17 protein-coding genes are annotated in these 16,909 nt (G+C 59.7%); 4 read left to right on the forward strand and 13 right to left on the reverse strand.

Translation table 11 applies throughout. The annotated features are described in order from the left end of the window. Positions 1–65: 65 nt before the first annotated feature. The 5 genes from ACVWW6_RS01890 to ACVWW6_RS01910 all read right to left on the reverse strand — a co-directional run bounded on the left by ACVWW6_RS01890 (position 66) and on the right by ACVWW6_RS01910 (position 7,617). Positions 66–3,491: a type I restriction endonuclease subunit R gene (locus ACVWW6_RS01890; RefSeq protein WP_456680040.1), complete on the reverse strand. Its 3,426-nt coding sequence runs from the start codon at positions 3,489–3,491 to the stop codon at positions 66–68. 19 nt (positions 3,492–3,510) lie between these two features. Next, a complete protein-coding gene (locus tag ACVWW6_RS01895; RefSeq protein ID WP_456680041.1) occupies positions 3,511–4,656 on the reverse strand; it encodes a restriction endonuclease subunit S in 1,146 nt (381 codons plus the stop codon). A 12-nt stretch (positions 4,657–4,668) separates the two neighbouring features. Then, positions 4,669–6,072, reverse strand: a complete 1,404-nt coding sequence (locus tag ACVWW6_RS01900; RefSeq protein WP_456680042.1) for an HsdM family class I SAM-dependent methyltransferase — start codon at positions 6,070–6,072, stop codon at positions 4,669–4,671. Further along, positions 5,975–6,808, reverse strand: coding sequence for a type I restriction-modification system subunit M (locus ACVWW6_RS01905; protein ID WP_456680043.1), 834 nt, complete (start codon positions 6,806–6,808; stop codon positions 5,975–5,977). The genes ACVWW6_RS01900 and ACVWW6_RS01905 overlap by 98 nt, the downstream gene beginning before the upstream one ends. Before the next feature lie 236 nt (positions 6,809–7,044). Next, positions 7,045–7,617 carry a hypothetical protein gene (locus ACVWW6_RS01910; protein ID WP_456680044.1) on the reverse strand — a complete coding sequence of 191 codons (573 nt, stop codon included), beginning with the start codon at positions 7,615–7,617 and terminating at the stop codon, positions 7,045–7,047. Between the two features lie 1,067 nt (positions 7,618–8,684). Between ACVWW6_RS01910 and ACVWW6_RS01915 the strand changes: the two genes are divergently transcribed. Next, a complete protein-coding gene (locus ACVWW6_RS01915; protein WP_456680045.1) occupies positions 8,685–9,131 on the forward strand; it encodes a hypothetical protein in 447 nt (148 codons plus the stop codon). A 127-nt stretch (positions 9,132–9,258) separates the two neighbouring features. Here the strand turns inward: ACVWW6_RS01915 and ACVWW6_RS01920 are convergent, their stop codons facing one another. The 6 genes from ACVWW6_RS01920 to ACVWW6_RS01945 all read right to left on the reverse strand — a co-directional run bounded on the left by ACVWW6_RS01920 (position 9,259) and on the right by ACVWW6_RS01945 (position 12,374). Continuing rightward, positions 9,259–9,651 (reverse strand): hypothetical protein, encoded by a 393-nt coding sequence (locus ACVWW6_RS01920; RefSeq protein WP_456680046.1) that lies wholly within the window; start codon positions 9,649–9,651, stop codon positions 9,259–9,261. Further along, positions 9,652–9,939, reverse strand: a complete 288-nt coding sequence (locus ACVWW6_RS01925; protein WP_456680047.1) for a hypothetical protein — start codon at positions 9,937–9,939, stop codon at positions 9,652–9,654. Further along, on the reverse strand, positions 9,936–10,226 hold the full coding sequence (locus ACVWW6_RS01930) for a hypothetical protein (RefSeq protein ID WP_456680048.1): 291 nt from the start codon (positions 10,224–10,226) through the stop codon (positions 9,936–9,938). The genes ACVWW6_RS01925 and ACVWW6_RS01930 overlap by 4 nt, the downstream gene beginning before the upstream one ends. A gap of 272 nt (positions 10,227–10,498) precedes the next feature. Further along, positions 10,499–11,005 carry a hypothetical protein gene (locus ACVWW6_RS01935; protein WP_456680049.1) on the reverse strand — a complete coding sequence of 169 codons (507 nt, stop codon included), beginning with the start codon at positions 11,003–11,005 and terminating at the stop codon, positions 10,499–10,501. A gap of 3 nt (positions 11,006–11,008) precedes the next feature. Next, positions 11,009–11,542 (reverse strand): hypothetical protein, encoded by a 534-nt coding sequence (locus tag ACVWW6_RS01940; protein ID WP_456680050.1) that lies wholly within the window; start codon positions 11,540–11,542, stop codon positions 11,009–11,011. Positions 11,543–11,762: 220 nt separating this feature from the next. Next, on the reverse strand, positions 11,763–12,374 hold the full coding sequence (locus tag ACVWW6_RS01945) for an NlpC/P60 family protein (RefSeq protein WP_456680051.1): 612 nt from the start codon (positions 12,372–12,374) through the stop codon (positions 11,763–11,765). Positions 12,375–12,506: 132 nt separating this feature from the next. Between ACVWW6_RS01945 and ACVWW6_RS01950 the strand changes: the two genes are divergently transcribed. Continuing rightward, positions 12,507–13,361 carry a sterol desaturase family protein gene (locus ACVWW6_RS01950; protein ID WP_456680052.1) on the forward strand — a complete coding sequence of 285 codons (855 nt, stop codon included), beginning with the start codon at positions 12,507–12,509 and terminating at the stop codon, positions 13,359–13,361. Further along, positions 13,354–14,505, forward strand: coding sequence for an acyltransferase family protein (locus tag ACVWW6_RS01955; RefSeq protein ID WP_456680053.1), 1,152 nt, complete (start codon positions 13,354–13,356; stop codon positions 14,503–14,505). Before ACVWW6_RS01950 ends, ACVWW6_RS01955 begins: the two co-directional genes overlap by 8 nt. Before the next feature lie 99 nt (positions 14,506–14,604). Here ACVWW6_RS01955 and ACVWW6_RS01960 read toward each other — a convergent pair whose 3' ends face one another. After that, on the reverse strand, positions 14,605–15,342 hold the full coding sequence (locus tag ACVWW6_RS01960; protein ID WP_456680054.1) for a hypothetical protein: 738 nt from the start codon (positions 15,340–15,342) through the stop codon (positions 14,605–14,607). Here ACVWW6_RS01960 and ACVWW6_RS01965 point away from each other — a divergent pair. Further along, on the forward strand, positions 15,342–15,491 hold the full coding sequence (locus ACVWW6_RS01965) for a hypothetical protein (protein ID WP_456680055.1): 150 nt from the start codon (positions 15,342–15,344) through the stop codon (positions 15,489–15,491). The genes ACVWW6_RS01960 and ACVWW6_RS01965 overlap by 1 nt on opposite strands. 512 nt (positions 15,492–16,003) lie before the next feature. On the opposite strand, the gene ACVWW6_RS01970 is transcribed toward ACVWW6_RS01965, so the two are convergent. Continuing rightward, complete coding sequence (locus ACVWW6_RS01970; protein WP_456680056.1) at positions 16,004–16,285, reverse strand: DUF6894 family protein; 282 nt, start codon at positions 16,283–16,285, stop codon at positions 16,004–16,006. Positions 16,286–16,909 lie beyond the last annotated feature (624 nt).

The raw sequence follows: 16,909 nt of genomic DNA on the forward strand, positions 1-16,909 counted from the left end.
CGCCATCTGTCCGGCCTCTGATGCAGCGATCGAGCTGCGGGCCCGCGCCGGGCCCCTGGGCTGCACTATCCAGCAGCGTTGAACCCCCGGCTTATGGCCTGCTGCCAGACATGGGCATAGACGTTCTCGGCAACGAGTTTCTTTTCCTCAGGCGTGAACGGCGGCGTTGGAAGGCGGGCGAATACCTCGTCGAGAATAAACACTTCCACGTCCGCCTTTGTCTGCTCTTTTTCCCAGAATCGATCCAGTTCAGCAAGCCGACCCTTGATTGTTGCCAGCATCTCCCGGCTCGCCTGTTTCACGCGCTCGCGGTCGCCCTTGCTCAGATCATTCCGCTTCAGCAGGTCGAACATGGCCAGCTCTTCGTCCGAAAGATTCTCGCGCGCCGCCCGCGTCTGCTCCTCGTCAAGGCTCTGCACCAGTTCGATCAGCCGCCTGAATGTCTCCTCAATTGTCGTGCGATCCTTCTCGCTGTTGTAATCCGCGATGATCGATTCGTATTTCACCTGATAGTCCATCCGCATCGGGTTGCGCGCCAACATCTCGGCGAGCTTTTGCTCGACGATGTCGCGGATGTCCTGAAGCGCGGTCGCCTTCCGTCTAACCTTCTTCGCGAACTCGTCGCGCAACTTTTCGAGATCGATCTTGCTGAGATCGAATGTCAGCCCTTCGGTTTGATCCTCGCCCGGCGCTTGGGTGCGGATAGCTTCGTTAACGATCCGGTGCAGTTCCTTGAGCAGCTCGGTCACGTCAGCCATGTCGCGCCGCTCGCTGAGCTTTTTGTAGATCGCCTCGATGTTGTCATGCCGCTCGGCGAAGGCCCAGGCGCTCGGTTCAACGATCAGCGCCTTGAAGCGAATGAAAACCTGCCGCGCCATGATCTCGAAGCGGCGCTTAGCTTCATCGCTGGAATAGACGGCTTCGACCGCGTCGGCGAGCCCTTTGATCCGCACAAAACCCTTCGCACCAACCAGCGTTGCTGGATCGAAACCAAGCCCGCGCAGATGCGCTTCGGTCGCCTCGATGGCCTCGATGAGCGCCTGTACCCGCTCCTCGATGGGCGCAACGATTTCCTCGCCGCCGGCGCCGTCCTCGCCGAGGGCATATTGCGCCAGGGCCGCGCGAAGGCTCTTGAGCATCCCATTGTAATCGACGATCAGCCCGAAATCCTTGCCGGGGAACACCCGGTTCGCTCGCGCGATCGCCTGCATCAGGGTGTGCGCCTTCATGGGCTTGTCGATGTAGAGCGTCGAAAGGCATTCCACATCGAAGCCCGTCAGCCACATGGCGCACACGATCGCCACGCGGAACGGATGCTTCGGGCTCTTGAATGCAGTTTCGACATCGACGCGCTCGCCACCTTCTGCCTCAAAGCCCTTCTTCATCCGTTCGCGGTGCGGGATGATGTCGAATCCCCATTTCTTGAAGTCGGCGACCTCGTTCTGCGCCTCGCTGATGATAATCTCGACGATGGTCTCATCCAGCCAGTTGGCTTGCCTCTCGAGTTTCTGCGCCTGATCCGCCAGCGCCGCGCGAACCGTCCCGTCCTTTGTCGCCGCCGCTTCCGCACGCTTGGCTTCAAACTCTGCTCGAACTTGCGCCGCCTTCGATTTCCACCGTGGCGTAATTCGCTGAAGCATGCGGGCGCAGGTGATCTTGTCGATGCAGACGAAAAGAGACTTCCCCGATTCCCAGCGCGTCGCGCAATGTTCGACGAAATCCGCCGCGATCTTGTCCAGTCGTTCGTCGGCCGTGACAACCTCGTAGTCCTTGCCCAGCAATTTATCGAGCAGAGCCGCCTGGTCCGTATCGAGTTCGGCCTCTTCGATCTTCTCGGCCATCCGCGCGTTCAGATCGGCATGGGCAAGGCCCAGTTTCTCGCCCCGGTTCTCGTAAACGAGCTTGACGGTCGCGCCGTCTTCCTCGGACCTTTTGAAATCATAGCGCGAGACATAATTGCCGAAGATGCGCTTGGTGATCTCGTCCTGCTTGAACAGCGGCGTTCCGGTGAAGCCGATAAATGCGGCGTTCGGCAGCGCCAGCCGCATATTGCGCGCCAGCCGCCCGGATTGTGTCCGGTGAGCCTCGTCGGAAATCACGATGATGTCGTCGCGTTCGCTATAGGGTTTTTTGGGGTCCACATCCTGATTGAACTTGTGGATTAGGCTGAAAATGTAGCGGTGATTTTCCTTCAGCAGCTTTTCGAGGTCCGCGCCCGAGGCGGCGCGCGGCGTATCCTTCTCGACCACGTCGCAGCCCACGAAGGTCTTGTAAATCTGGCTGTCCAGATCGTTCCGATCCGTCATCAGCAGGAAGGTGAAATTGCCTGGCACCTTGCGGCGCACCTTCTCGGCAAAGAAGGCCATGGAATAGCTCTTGCCGCTGCCCTGCGTGTGCCAGAACACGCCGAGCCGTCCGAGGTCCGGGTGCGCCCGCTCGATGATGTTGACCGGCCCTTCGGGAACGAAAGACGGCAAGGCCGGCGCACCTTCTCTCTCCGCGCTGGCAAGCCGCTTCTGGTCGGCGATGGCGCGCTTCTCCAGCGGCAGTTCGATCACGCGATGCAGAAGCCGCCTTTCGGGCGGAAATTCCCGCTTCAATTCCTCCTGATGGGCGACGGACGCCACCGCGCGGTTGACGCCGAGCACCTGATGGTTGCGCGCCACCACCTTGCGAGTGGCACCCGCCTTGCTCTCGTCGAACAGGATGAAGTTCTCGACGATGTCGAGCAGCCGGTCATGCGCCAGCATGCCGTTCAGCAGAACCTCGGCTTCAACGGCTCCCTTGTCGCCTTCATCGAGCCCCTTCCATTCGGCGAAATGATCCCACTCGCTGGTGATCGACCCGTAGCGGGCGCGATGGCCATTGCTCACGATCAGGAAGGCGTTGTGGTGGAAGGCATGGGCGACGACGTTTTCGTCCATGTAGTCGCGCAGATTGCCGTCGAACCCAGCGCGGATGTTCTTGTAGACCGCCTTCAACTCGATGAAGACCAGCGGCAGCCCATTGACGAAGCAGATAAGATCGGCGCGGCGGTTGTAACTCGGCGTCCGCAGGCCGGTGAGCTTCAACTCGCGCACGGCAAGGAAGCGGTTTGATCCGGGCCTGTTGTCGAAGGCGATCACGCGGGCACGGGCATCCCGGCGCTGGCCTGTGGCGTCACGCCAGGAGACGGGCACGCCATTGCGGATCAGGCGGGCGAAATCCTGATTGTGCTGCACCATCGACCGGCTGAAATCATGGACGGTGAGCGCCCGCAAGGCATCGTCGACGGCGGAAGGCGGCAGATCGGGGTTGAGGCGCTCAAGGGCAGCGCGCAGGTCGCGGGTGAGGAACGGCTCGCTGGTACTGGCTCGGCCCAAAGTGCCGCCCGGCCCGAAGGTCTCGTCGTTGAACGCGTAGACGGTTTCCCAGCCGAGCTTCTCCTTTAAATGCTCGGCGAAGGTGGACTGCACCAGCCGGTCCTCGCTGTTGATGCCGGTCACCGCCATCGGACCTCCGGTGCCGACATCATACGGGCATCTCCCCGCTCATCAGTCGTGGAAGGAGAAGATCGCGGGCCTGCGTCAGTTTCTCGTTCATCGCTTCAAGAACCCTCACCTGGTTCTGGTGATCGACCACGACTTCCACGAACAAGTTACGGAGATTTTCGGGAGGCCAAGTGATTAGCATCGCATGAAGCACATTTCGATCCAGCCCTGGCACCGCAGCTTTTTCTGCAATAATGCCTTTCAACAAGGCTTTCAGCAGATGAAAAACCATGAGGGGATGGGAGCCTTGAAAATCCTTAACGTATAAGGCCGTGTTGAGGGGCCAATAGCCTCCCTCAACGTAATACACTTGACCAAGTGTGCCGTATCGGCCCGTTACTACGCCCGGGCCAACTGCCTTGTGGTCAGTATGAAAACCCGTGATACCTGACGACGAGACGATCGGAAACGAGCCTGCGACTCTTTTCGCCTCTGGAAGATCATACCCTCTCTTCAAGGTCAGGATACTGCCCAACCTCCTGCGCTCCCACCCTTGGGGGGTGCCGTCGATGATCTTAACGTGTTCGTGTCCCGGAAAGCGGAGGTTGGCAAACCACTCGCGGTAGAACATCTGCGCCGCGTGCTCCAACAGCGCAATCCGCCGCCGATTGTTCTCGATCAGGTCGTCGTAGGCGGAGAGGACGTCGGCGACAGCAGTCTGCTCATTCAGGCCTGGGAAAGAAACAATAGTGTCAGGAAAACTCGTAAGGGGAATTCGGTTGACCGTGGCACCATTGATGGTGATTGCATCCATCTTCGCCCGCCAACCCGGCGACAACAAAAAGTAGTGCAAGAATCGCGGCTCAACTTTTTCTACGTCGGGTCGGATGAGCGCCATTCGTCGTCCGAGGCAACCGACGAAACCATCTGGAATCCGGGCGTATCGGTGCAATGTCGCCTCATAAGAGAAGACTATGTCGTTCCTCTGCGGTGTTACGCGCCGCGTCCACTTTGGAAACTCTTTCTCCGAGACATGCCGGATTTCAGAGAAATCTAGCCGTCCATCCTCTGTGACGTTCTTAATCCCGAGAAAGATGGGGCCGTCGTCAGACGGTTCTGGAGTGGCGTGCGGCCCATCGTAAATGCCAATCGCAAACGCCTTGATAGGAGCGGTCGATTTCGTCACGCCCCCAGCTCCTCAAAGTTCTTGGCAATCCGCGCCGCCAGTTCCACCGCTTCCTCGTTCAACCCATTCAGGTCGATGTGGATGGCGCGCAGGGCCTCCTCGAAATCGAAATCCTCGTCCGTTTCCTCCGGCGCGACGCCGACATAAACGGCCCGGCGTCAGGCTCCAGTCATGCGCCTTGATTGCGGCACGATCGACGCGCTTCACCAGCCCCTCGACATCGCGCAGCACCGCATTGGGGAAGCGCTCCTGCAACCAATCCGCCTGTTTCACAAAATAGCGCGCCTGCCGCAGCGCCTCCGCCGCCGCCGCCCGCACCTCGTCCAAAGCTTTCCGCGCCTTGTTCACCTCGGCATTGTTCCAGGCGTCCGCATCCCTTGCGGCAAGCTCCTTCACCGCGATGTCGATCACCCGACCCGCGAGCTTGGCCGCAAGGTCGATCTGCTTAGTCAAATCTCGGCAGCGATCCGCCAGAGGATGCAGCGCCACCCGCGCCTCGTTCAGCCCGGCATTGTCACGGTTCGCCTTGGTCCAAGGCTCGGCCTGCACCGCCGCTTCCGTGCCGAAAGCCTCGATATCCTCCGTCAAGGTCGCCTGCGCGCTCGTGAGTTCATCCCAAGGCCCGGCCAGCGGATCATCCTTGCGCTTCACCTTGGCGAAGGGATCCATGAGATCGGCAAGCTTGCCGAGCGCCTCCTCGTAGGCCTCCAGCGGCTTTTGCGCCTTCGCGCCAAGCTCTACGGCTTGCGCCAGATAGCTTTCCACCAGCTTCAGGAAACGGCTCTGCTGCCCGCGATAGAGCCAGATGATGGCGGCGATGTTCTTCTGCTGCTCGGGGCTGAAGTCGCACACAGAGCGCGAGACCTTGCGGAAGATTTGCCGCGCATCGAGCAGGAGCACATGGTCGCGCCGCGCCGCATCCTTCTCCTTCGACCGGTCAAAGAACCAAAGCTGACAGGGCACGGTACGCGTGTAGAAGAAGTTGCCGCGAATATCGATCATCACATCGACCGCGCCGGTCTCGACCAGTTTCTGGCGCACTATCGCCTCATCCCGGCCCGCGCTCGACGCCTGCGACGACATCACCACGCCCGCCCGACCATTCTCGTTCAGGTAGCTGTAGAAATAGGACATCCACAGATAATTGGCGTTCGAGACCTTCTTGCCCTTGTTGACGCCCGGCAGGCCGAAGGGCAGGCGCTTGTCGCCCTTCACCTTCTCGGCGTCCACCTCGTCCACGTTGAAGGGCGGATTGGCCATCACGAAGTCGCACTTGCCGACGAGTTCGTGCGGGTCCTTGTAATAGGTTATGGCGTCGTTACCGGCCCGGATCGTGCCTTGCAGGCCGTGAACGGCAAGATTGATCTGCGCGAGCCTGGCGGTGGTCTCGTTCTTCTCGTGGCCGTAGAATGACACGCTTCATCGTGTCCTGGCCCGCATCCTCGATGAAATGGCTCGACTGCACGAACATACCGCCCGAACCGCAAGCCGGATCGAGGATGACGCCGTGATCGGGCTCGATCACGTTAACAATGGTCTGCACGATCGAGGGCGGTGTGAAGAACTCGCCGCCATCATGTGCGCCTTGCTTCGAAAACTCGGCGAGGAAATATTCGTAGATGCGCCCGAACACATCGCCCGAGGCGCTGCGCAGGCCCTCGGAATCGAACATGCGCATCATTTCTTCAAGGACGCTGCCCTCGAAACGCCCGTAATCCTTTGGCAATTGGCCCGCGAGCGGCGGGAAGGCAGCCTCAATGGCCTCCATCGCAGCCGTGAGCGCAGCGCCGAGATTGCCATCCTTTGGCGTTTTCAGGATCACGTCAAAACGGGCGGCTTCCGGCAGGTTCAGCGCGCGGCGGCGCGTGAAATCCGCTTCGACCAGCGGGCGATCCGGCATCTTGCCCGCCTTCTTCTCGGCCTCGATGGCCGCTTGCGCCTCATAGAACCGGTTCGTGGCATGGCGCAGGAAGATCAGGCCCATGATGGGCATGAAATATTCGTTCGACGCCAGATTGGAGTTTGCCCGCAGATTGTCGGCGATCTTCCAAAGGTCCCCCTCGAATTTTTCGATGCCCTTAAAATGATCCGCCGCGAATTGCCGCGGTGCAACGTCGATCACTTCGGCCCTCGCCGCAACTCTTGCGTCCATTTAGGACCCCCCTGCACTTTCGACTTTCCTACCGTAAGTAGCAACCCGCGTGCTTGGCCATCCCGACGTTCGTCGCTGAATGGCGCAGCAACGCCTCCGCAACTAAAACGATCATTTACGCCCGCTATGCGCGTTGCCGGACGCCTTTCACGGCCGTCTGCAGTTGTGACACATACGCGCGCCGAGGCTCTATGCAAATCGAAATATCTTGGCAAACTTGAATTTCACCATTGAATTCAAAGGCCTTTTTGTCTCAGAAGTTTCGCTACCAGAGATGCACAACCTTGGTCCAAGATCGCCTCATACCGCTCGAATCGGGTTTCGTAGCGCCCGTAAGTTTTCCACCTCATCCATTTTGGCTTGGGCGGAAAATCCCAATCGCCTGGATCAAATCCTCCGATTAAAGATAGCCGGCTGTTGAGCTTGGATCGCGCGTAATGTGCGCGGCTATCCCGGTCCAAAAACTGCGAAGCGTACGCCACCTGCCGGCCCCATGTCTGGCGGCTGCAAAATCGGAGGGCCCCTGGAGGTTTCCAGAGGACGGCGGCCAGCCGATGTGTGGCCGGGCACAGAAAGTACCACTGATGGCCGCCGAAATGGCGAAACCGGGAGACTAGCGTTATCCGCTGGGCAAAGTCGCCTAGCTCGACCTTGAGCCAGGCGCGATGGGCGTCCGTCATGTCGGCGCTGATGAGCCCTTGCGCAATCTCTCCCCAATACGAATGATTCCAAGCGATGCCTTTCACACCAATATTCGCCCCGAATTTTACGAAGCTATTTCGAGCGAGGCGATTGATGTCGAGCTTCAATCCATCCTGCAGACAAACTCGCGACCTGGAACGTGACATTCTTCGCTCCTTTTAGACAATAGTCCGCCTTCCGCGTCCTCCCCCTCCCCATTGCTGGAGAGGAGAGCGGCATAGAGGGAGCACATCTCAGCACCGTATACCCAGGACTGCCTTTTATCGGTGGCCAGCCGCTCCCCGCCGCGCATACACCGCGGCAACGCTGGGGTTCGTGGTCCTAGCTATCCCTCAGCCCGTGCTCGGGCAGTCGGGCCGTCGGAAAGGCTTTCGCCTGAAGTTCCGGCGGTGCATTCCCGGTTTTGTGGTCCGGCAACCTGACGGCTAATCGCGTCCGCAAGCGGAGAGGAGTTCAGCGCGCGGACGTGGACGGGGATAGTCGTCAAACCAACCCGTTGCATCAGTCCGCGCTCAATCGGCAGCAGCCGGGCGCCCCTCTCCCAATTTCAGTGAAGACCGGCGAGGCCACGACGGCCGGCAGTTTGCCAAAGCGGCAAAAAGCTGAATTCCCTCAGGACCAGCCCATAACGCGATTTGCCAAGCTAAGTGTATGAGACAAACTACTGTGGTAGTTCTGCTGGGATCGCCAATGTTTATACCTATAATCAATAGCTTATCTGAGTTGCGGCTTCGTTCTGCGAGCGAAATTCGTGCTGCGCCGTGCTGCAAACCGCATGCAGCAAATTCAAAGCCTTACGCGGCACTACAAATTGATCCACGCAACACGGACGCAACACGACGCTTCTGTTTTTGTTCTTCTGATCTAACGAACGCAATGGCCAGGTCGGTCGTCAGAGGAACGCCCGCCGGCGCGAACCGGCGGGCACGCCGCGGCGCTTAGGCCGCCAAGGGCTCCTCCGTCAGCGCCCGGATGATCATGTTGACAAGTTCATCGTCCAGCGACTCGCTCGGACGGCGCCCGATGTCGCCGTTCCATTCGGCATAGACGACCCTGTGGCCAGCGCCTGAAGCCCTCGCAACGTCCTTGGCTTCAGCTCACTCATCCGGTCGGTAATTTGGTAGCGCTCATCCAGGAGCGCTTCCAGCGCCTCCGCAGCGACGGCTGAGCCGCTTTGCTCGATTGCAGCATCGTTCCGGGCCCGGTAGTCATCGAGCGCCTCGATGAGCTCGGCGGCTCGATGCCGGCGGCGTTCGTCCGGCCACTCGCTGCCGCGCAGGGCGTCGATCGACTCGTCGGTGCAATGAGGCGTATTCACACATTTCTCCACGAATCCGGCATCGTCGCTCCATCGCCAAACCAGCGCCTGCGATCGTTCAGGCTTGATCGCGTCATACCGGGCGCCGGCTTCCTCGAGGCGTTCGTCGGCGTCGACGATGGTCAGGTGGCAGCACTTGATGCGCTCGGCAAGTTCGACGAGCTCGGCGTCGGGATCGATGAACCGTTCAACTTCGGCGCGCGCCTTCCGAAGCGTGGCGACCGCGTTCTGAACTTGCTGCGGAAGGCCGGTCAGTATGAATCCGGCAACAGCCGAATCCAGCGAGATACAAAACGATCATGACGAGGAACGAGCCGTCCTCGAAGCTGGAGCGAACATCGCGATGATAGGCGATCCCAACGATTAGCAAGCCGATCAGAATTAGCGCGAGCGCATCATATTTCATATCGCAATCCCTCCCCCTGAGTCCTCAGATGTAGAAGAACAAAACTGTTAAAGTGGTCGCGAAGAGCGACGACCCAATCCAGACATTCCGCCCCCAATGATCCGGCGCAAAAACGCGGATCACGCAGATGATGCCGAGAATCTCGACGAAGGCGCCGACCAACAGAACCGGATCCTCAATCATCCAACCTGCATCAAGTCCTCTATTAACGAGGTGACGCCACCACCAGAGCCACCCCCGCGCAACGGCTTCGCCTCCAATCAGAACGAAGATTGAAATCGCTGCTTGCAACGGCATGCGCTGGAAACCGCTCCTTATGACCTCGCGCGCGATGTACAGGCCAAACATGAAGCAGCCGAACAGAAGCAGGAAGAACAGCACGCCGTTCATTCCCTCGAGAAACCGTGCCGTCAGCATTTAGTGCGCCCCCTTCCGCTGGTTCTGTCCCATCGACTTCATGTCATGGACGAGCCTGGCCATGACGTCAGGGCTCTGGGCCGGCGCCGAGTGACTCGATGAACGCGAGTACGCGATTGATTCCCGCAACCTGCTCTGGGCCTCACGCGTGCCCTTGACGATAGCCTCGATCCTATCCATGACCGCACTGTGCTCGCGCAACGCGTTCTCGGCTTTCGCTTCCTCGACGTCGGCTTCACTGAAGGGGTCGACCAGATGCAACCTGCGAAGAAATGTGAGAATGCTCATCGTCTCCTCCGTGCCAGCACCCCATCCATTTTCCCCGCGAGCGACTCCAGCTTCCCCTTCATGTCGCCGACGGTCGTATGCACCCCATCCATCTTTCCGGGCAGCACATCCAGCTTCGCTTTCATTTCGCTGACATGCGTCTGAATCGCGGTATTGCCGTTTCGCGTCTCGGTAACGATCCCCGTGTTGACGCGGACGGCTTCGGCGTGAGAGCCGAGAGCGAGCACAAGATCCTTGATCTTTTCGATATTGCCTTCGTGGTAGAATTCGATCCGCTGGTTCACCATTTCGAAGGCTTGGGCCTGCCTTGATGGCGTCAGCGAGCTCCTCTGTGAACTTGTCCCGCTCCGCAGCAGAGTCCGCAATCTTGGTCAGTGTCGTATTGGTGCTCTCGACCAGCTTGATGATCACCGCGCTCTCGGCGCGGCGCTCAAGATGGAGCTTGGTGTTCTGTTTGTAGAGGTAGACGATGGCGGCGAGGCACCCCGAGATGCTCGTCATCAGCACGGTGATGGCGGCCCCCGCCGGGCCCATCGAGCTCAATGTGTTGGCGACGACGTCACTCACGGCGCTTGCCTTTGCCGGCGCACGCACGAGCGACGTCGCGGTCACCAATCGCCTGGACTGCTACCTCAGCAAGAGCGCTATTCGGATTGGCGCGGAGTTCTTCCGCGACGCGTTTTTGGAAGTCGCGTGACCAGGTCCGGACCGGCGGGCAAACAACCACCGGCGCCGGATCTGGCGCGACACATGTCAGCTGGGCGCAGACGAACACCCAGCCAGTACAGGTGAACGTCGTCATGCGGACCCATCCTCGACGTTTGATCGCGTCGTCGACGGACTTCGGAGCATCCGCCTGCGCCTTGAGCTCGGCCTGCTGGGCGTCGATCGTGGCGTTCTGCTGCTCGATCTTGGCCTCGGCAGAACCGAGATCTCTGGCGTTCTGGTTTGCCTGGTTGGCCGATATCCGGTCATTCACCGACCGGCCGAAGGCGTTGAAGAACGCCTCCAGAACCGGTTTCAGCAGCGTCAGAAGCGCTGCGATGCTGCTGCTGGTAGTGAGCATGGCTCAGGTCTTCGCGGCCGCCACGGCAGCGTTGAGGTCCGGAACGGCATCCGGCGCCAAGTTGAGCCGAGCCACGATCTTCTGTGCGATCTGGTCGGGACCGCCCATCCAGGACTGCAACCAACCCGGTGCGTGATCGAGCACATACTGGAGCGCCTGCGCCAGCACCTGATTGTGCACGTCCACGGTGAGGGCCTTATCCTTGCTGGCCCCCACCACCATGTTGATGGCGTAGTCGATGCCCTTCTGGATGATCTGATCGGCGCGAGCCGCGACCAGTATGCTGTAGATCTGGCCCGGCAAGAGCCGCAGCAACCAGGTCACGCCGGCGAGGATCAGCGTCGCGATAGCGCCTGCCCACTGCGAAATCGCTGCACCGTACGCCCAGGTGACCTTGGTGGCGTCGCTGGTCGCCTGAGCCACGGTCTCCGGTGCCGCGGCATCGGCCGCAAACGCTGCGATGTTGGGATCGATCGCCAGAATGGCGACGACCGAAAGCACGGCGACGCAAAGCGCCGCCTTAGCAAAGCGGACCATCGTATTTTCCTTCGGTTTTGGAGATTGCGCGAGTCGTCGCGCGGCGCTTCCAGACTGCCAGGGTCGGCAGTCAGAATTGGGGATCGTTAGGCTTCGCTCGAGACCGGCTTGCCGGCGCTGGTCACGATCGGCAGATGACTGAGGCTTGGGCCGGCAGCAGCGCCCCCCTCGGCCAGAAGAAGCCGACGAAGACGTCCGGATTGTACGGTGACACGTTGACCTAGTCGTTCTGGTTGCCGCCACAGCAGGCCAGCGCTCCACCGCGGGTGCGGCCGGCAACGAACGTGACATGGCCGCCGCCATTGCGGGTCTTGACCGCGATCGCGCCCAGGGCCGGCCCGGCAAGCCTCACGACCGGCTCGTTCTTGACTTCGCTGTAGGACAGCGCCCACAGCGGCTGCGAGGACGGCTTCTCGCCAGCCTTGGAGAGACAGAACGAGACCCAACCCGCACACCAGGGGGTGGCATCATGTTGATAGTCTGGCGCCACCGTTTTGATGTCCGCCACGAGCTCCTTGTTGTCGGCAGACCCGATACCTTCGTGCAGGCCGAGATGAGCCAAGGAAACCGAAAGCCAGAGCGGTGGCGCAGGCGGCTGGGTGGGGACGGCCCTGTCGAGCAGCGCCGCGGTGCTGACGTCAACTTCGCCCGTCACGGGCAAGCCGTTCCTGCGCTGGAATTCCTCGACCGAGGTATCGGTCTGGGGACCAAAGTACCCCGTCCCGGTCAGCGGATAGCCCCGGGCCTTCAGCGCGAGTTGGATCTGCTTCACGGCGTCGCCCGTTGCGCCCATGCGCAAGGGTTTCGCCGCCACGAGGGCTTCGATACTCATCTGATTTCTCCTTGAATTTGCTTGGTGGTGTTGCGGCCGCGGGCCGCGTTATGTCCCAAACGGGACAGTGCTTGCCAGCGATCAGGATGCTACCTACGCGCGTCAGCCGACTTTTCAGAAAGGGGGCCAGCCATGCTCGGTCAATTTGTCGATGTTTTTATTTCAGGCTGGAAAGCCGTCTTGACGGGCGCCGCTGTCGCTCTTTGTCTCGAGCTACTCATCCCAGTCGAAAGGCAATCTCCGTTGTCCTACCTACGCGGATTGGGCAATTGGATGATCTACATCACCTTTGCCGCCGCATTCTTTGCGGTCTCTCAGCAGCTGCTGCCGATCTCCTCGCTTAAGCCGCTCATTCACCTCGACCTCACGCACACGATCGAGTCCTCGAACTGGGCAAAGGTGGCTTTCGGCTATGCCGTCGCGCCGGTTCTGTCCTACTTCATCGGCGACTTTTTCTATTATTGGCTGCACCGCGCGCAACACGCGGTTTCCTTCCTCTGGCGCATGCACGCGGTGCATCACTCGATCGAGGAGCTCAATGGCCTCAACAATTGGCACCACTTGAGCGAGGTTGTCCTGAGGATCTTGCTGGTCTCGCTGCCGATGCAACTGCTCGTCACCATCGATGCGCCGCAGGTTGTCATCGTGAGCACGCTGCTGTCCTGGGTCGGATCGATCGAGCATAGCAACTCGCGGCTTTCCTTTGGTGCACTTCGCTATCTCCTGGCCGAGCCTCGCTATCACCGCATTCACCATTCGCGGGAGGAGCGGCATTGGCACCGAAATTTCGCGTCAGTCTTCACGATCTGGGACGTTCTGTTCCGGACGGCGTACTTTCCCGCCAAAGACGAATATCCGGCGACCGGCCTCGTCGATCACCGCGAGCCGAAATCGATCGCCGGCTTTCTTAGCGCGCCCGGCGTCGCCTTCGACCGACCGTCGAATCGATCGATGGCGCCTCTGACTGAGACCGTCCAAAATGACTGAAGAGACGCCGCGTATCGCGGCACTGGATTGCGCCCGCGGCATCGCCGCGTTCGTAGTCGTCATGTGGCACTATCAGTTCTTCTTTGAAGCCAAACCACTGACGCAAATCTTCCTGCCGTTCTATACCAACGGCCAGATCGCGGTTGACACCTTTTTCGTCATCTCCGGCTTCGTTCTCACCCATGCCTATGGTGACCGGATACGCACCGCGGGCGAGTTCTGGCGCTATATTTTGCGCCGCCTTGCGCGCCTTTATCCTCTTCACCTAGCCAGCCTCCTTGCCGTCACCGTCATCCTTTCCGGACTCTATCTCAAAACCGGAAAGTACGAGTTCATCTACGGCAACAACGACTTGCGACATTTTCTGCTCAATCTAGGGCTCCTGCAGTACGCCGGGCCTCAGGCTGGATACTCGTTCAACGGACCTTCGTGGAGCATATCGACAGAATTCTGGGTCAACGCCTATTTCGGGCTCCTCATCCTTGGCTATCGGAATCGCCTGAGCGCCTTCGCGATCGTCATCACGCTTTCAGCATCGGCACTTCTGCTTGTCGCCGGTCGAAGCATAAGAATCGGCGGCATACTCGAGCCTGAATTAGTGCGAACGGCTGGCGACTTCTTTGCCGGCGCCCTGGTCTACCGGCTGTGGTGCTCGCGATCGAAAAAGCTCTCCGGCCGGGGCGCGCTCTTCGTCTTCGCCGGCGGCGCCATACTCATTTCCTCCATGATGTGCCCGCGCTCTAATCCTTTAGATAGCTACGTCGAGATGTTGGCGGCCCTAGTTGGAAGCACCTTGTTGGTGTGGGGATGCGCCACATCCGCGGCCGCTAAGCGGATTGGAGAAAGCGCCGCGGGAAAGTGGGTCGGCGATATCTCTTATTCGGTCTATATGTTGCATTTCCCAACCGCAGCCCTCTTTGTTCTTCTCGAGATCCGCCACTTCGAAACCGTTGCGATTTTGGGCATCTATTTGTTGGTCACCGCGCTAGCCTCGACGACCTCGTATCTGGCCCTGGAGAATCCATCACGCCGCTGGCTCCAGTCGCTTATCCCACAGGCCACGCCATCAGGCGTGAACCTTGAAGCGCACGCTTGGCAAGATAGTGAAGGTGACCTATTTCTTACCGATCGACGAAATGTTTGACTTCGTATTTCACGCCAATGCGAGGTCGGGACAAGGTGTCGCTTGTATTGGCCGGACAATTGCTCAGCGTCAGGGCAAAGTGACAACCTTGTTTTTTAGCTAGAGCCGCTTGACGCGCACGCCACCGCCCATCGTGCGCAGTTGGGCGTCTATCGAGGAACCGGCAGAGGACGGCGTAAACGTCACCGTGAACTTGATCGTCGTTCCCGAAAGCGTCGTAGTCACATCGAAGAACGGACTTCCGGGCACCGGCTTTGCGGAGCTCTCAAGCACGGTGACAGATGCCGTCGTGCTCAGCTGCACGGCGTAGCGCTTCAAGATTACGCCGCCATCGACGCCGCCAACGAGGCCAGCAACCACCAACTCGATATAGGTTCCGGTGAAGGCTACCGGTGAGCCGCCTCCGATGCCGCCGAGATCGACCAGGAACGTGTCCATGGTCTGCGCGCCTGTCACATTAGTGGTTTTAAAGCTGCCGACACGCCACTCACCGACATCCATATGGACGATGCGTGAATTACGGATCGGAGGGATCGGCGTGTAGAGGTCGACGGTCCCGCCGATGTTGTTCGCGTCGATGACGATGTTGTTGTAGTCGTGCGAGCCGGTGCTATCGAGCGAGATCGGATAATCGCAGCCCCCGTCAGGCTGACATCCGGTGATGACGATACGCTGGTTATAGACCGTCCCTGCATCGACCTTGACGATCGCCGAAGAGCCGCTGGAAGGCTCCGAGGCGCCTTGCCAATCCCAGGGATGGCGACCCTGCTGTCGTTGCGGGCGAAAGTGGCGGTGTTGGCCTCGCCGGGTTATTGCAGGTGGCTTCCGACCAGACATTGCGTGACAAGATCGGCCTTGGAAGAGATGCGCGGGTCTTCCTGATCAACACCGAGGGCGCGACCGATCCTCGGCTTTACGAGGACCTCGTCGGCCTGTTGCCAACGCAGGTGACCGCTAGAAATACTGCACCAGACAAGGACCAGTAGGCGCGAGCTTGCGAGCCTCTGAAGACCCCCTGGCTTCGATCTAGCTGCGCGCTGCAAGACCAACGTTGCACATCTGAATCGACTGCAGCGAGGCTCGGAGTGTCGAAGACGGCCTACTATGCGGACTTTCGCTGCGGCCTGGTCGTCGCTTTTTTGCTCTAGCTTCCTTGGGCATTTTGCCTTCGATCGGCATCAACATTCCCTGCCCGCTCGTGGCGTTCGTGACCCTTTGGCGGGGCTGGCAGCGCCAGTGCGGCCCCCGGTCGACGCTGCGGCGCAAAGTTTCATCAGTTCGACAACGTTGCTCGCGGCCAGCCGCGCTTTTTGCGTGATGGGTTACCGGCGCACTTCTGCTTGATGAGATCGACGCCAAGCTAAGATTCGTGCCTCGGATTACAGCCTGTTGGCTCTTCTCGTTCACATAGCCCCCAATCAGCTGATGTCCACTGTAGGTCTTTGTTGTATAAGGTTGGCCTGCTGCCCCAGGACGGCCGATGCGCCCGATTTCTCTATCAATCAGCGTCCACTATTGCGTTTCCATCCCCAGCGAAGGCCTTCGAGGCGCGCGATGGCTTCATCGCGAAGCTAAAGCTCGCCTGCAAGATAGGGCCATGATCATCGCGAACTTCAACTGCCATGCGATGATGCGGCCTGCTCCTGACCCATTCGCGGGCCGTCTCCGAGAGCGCAGTAGTCGCTTCTTCGCGCGCAGCCTCGACATGGGGTAGCTCTACGCCCTCATCGTCGGGGATGAACTGGCTGCCATCGCGGATATCGAAATAGTATCTTCTCATGGCCGAATCAAAAGCTTCTTCGACTTCAGACGATCTTGCTCCCGCCCTCTACGTGCTGCTTCATGGCCCCTACCTCAACTCGATCTCGCGAGGGGTGCTCTCGTTGTGTCCGAGGCAGTCCGCACACTTCTTGGAGCGCAGCACCGTCCGCTGCGAGTCGTACCTGATCAGGCACCACTTTCCGCCACAGACGGCGCCACTTGTCGCTTCTGGGCGAGACAAGCGTTGGTCGATAGGACACAACTCTGCCGCTTCCCCGGTTACAGGTTGAGGAAGACCCCTACCAGCTCTAAACCAAAACAAATGCGAGCAAGCTAGAGCAGAGAAGCACGATGCCGGCAGCGGTCAGGGTCAAGAGGCTCCCCGAAACAAGATCACAATTGCGCATGAAACGTCCTCGATTGCGCCAGAGACGATGCAGCCGCCGCTGCCTTGCTCCATTCGTACGATCGGCATTTTCGTTCAAATTCGATGCATAATTCCTTCCCTTGTCGCGAGAGAGCGCATGTTTTCGTCGCCGCTACCGCCATGCTCGCCGCTTTGCGGCAAGACGAAAGGGATATCGATTGTGGGATTTGGTGAACGGACCCGTGGGTCTCATTGCGCTGCAGGTTCGCCGCTACC

The organism is Bradyrhizobium sp. USDA 3311 (genome assembly GCF_054062495.1).